Here is a 1,413-nt window from a genome sequence, read left to right on the forward strand (position 1 = left end):
CTGGTGTTAAACGATGGCCGCGACCGGCGTGGCGACCATTGCCGTCAGTCGATTTGTAGTAGTTTGGGGCATGGCTTTGGGGTCGGCTTCGCAGCAACTGGACCTGTTGGATCCGGTGTCACGGTTGTGCGACGAGACGCTGCCGTCGACGTCGATCTTCGCGTTTCTGCACGCTGAGCGTGACGTGTTGTTCCCGGATGGGTTGTTCACGGACCTATTCGCGGCGATCGGTCGCCGGTCGGTGCCGCCGTCGGTGGTTGCCACGGTGATGGTGTTGCAGCGGCTGGAAGGGCTGTCCGACCGCGAGGCGGTAGACCGGTTTACGTTCGACGCCCGTTGGCGCTACGCGGCCGGGGTTGGCGGCTGGGATGGTGCGGGCCGGATCGGGTTCGCCCACACTGTGCTGGTCGACATGCGTGAGCGGCTGCGCCGCTCGCAACGCCCGGACCGGATCTTCGAGGTGGCGTTGGCCGCTGCCCGGGCTGCCGGCCTGCTGGGCCGGCGGCGGGTACTGGACTCCACGCCGTTGTATGACGCGGTCGCCACGATGGACACGGTCACGTTGATCCGTTCCGCGGTGCGCGGGCTGCTCGCCGCCGCTGGCGGGCAGTGGGCCGCCCGCCTTCGGACCGTGCTGGTCAGCGGGGATGACTACAGCACAGCGGGTAAGCCGGTCATCGACTGGGACGACAACGAGGCGCGGCAGGTCCTGGTCGACTCCCGCGCTCGTGACGGATACGCCCTGCTGGAGATCCTCGACGGGCAACCGGACCTGCCCGAACCGGTCGGGCAGGCGATGCGGCTGCTGGCCACGGTCCTGGGCCAGGACCTGGAAACCGGTGAAGATGGTGTGGTCCGCATTGCCCGCAAGGTCGCCCCCGGTCGAGTCATCTCCACAGTGGACCCACATGCCAGGCATGGGCACAAGACCAGCCAGCGCGGCTTCGACGGGTACAAAGGCCACATCGCCGTTGACCCGGACGTCGAACTCATCACCGCCACCGCGGTCACCGCCGGCAACACTGGTGACGGTGAACCGGTCGCCGATCTCATCGCCGACCTCACCGACCCGTCCGCAAGCACCCCGGCAGAAGACACCGCCGCGGTCTACGGCGACAGTGCCTACGGCGCCGGCGACGTCCTCGACCAGCTCGACCGCGCCGGGATCCGGGCGATGACCAAGGTCCAGCCACCGGTCGCGCCCAAAGGGAAGTTCACCAAAGACCAGTTCGACATCAACCTCGCCGACAACACCGTGACCTGCCCCAACCAGGTCACTATCCCGATCCGGCCGATCAGCGGCCACGCCCGCCACGCCGGCAAAGCCGACTTCGGCCCCAACTGCTCCACCTGCCCGCTACGCCCGCAGTGCACCGACGCCAAGACCGGACGCAGCATCACCATCGGCCACCA

General features: G+C 67.9%; 1 protein-coding gene. It reads left to right on the forward strand.

Annotation, left to right across the window (positions count from 1 at the left end; genetic code table 11):
- Positions 1 to 13 precede the first annotated feature (13 nt).
- Positions 14 to 1,413, forward strand: a 1,400-nt coding sequence (locus tag ABD211_RS33115) for a transposase (protein ID WP_344140472.1), incomplete at its 3' end; no start/stop codon positions are given.

The sequence above is a fragment of the Luedemannella flava genome (assembly GCF_039528515.1).
Taxonomy (GTDB): domain Bacteria; phylum Actinomycetota; class Actinomycetes; order Mycobacteriales; family Micromonosporaceae; genus Luedemannella; species Luedemannella flava.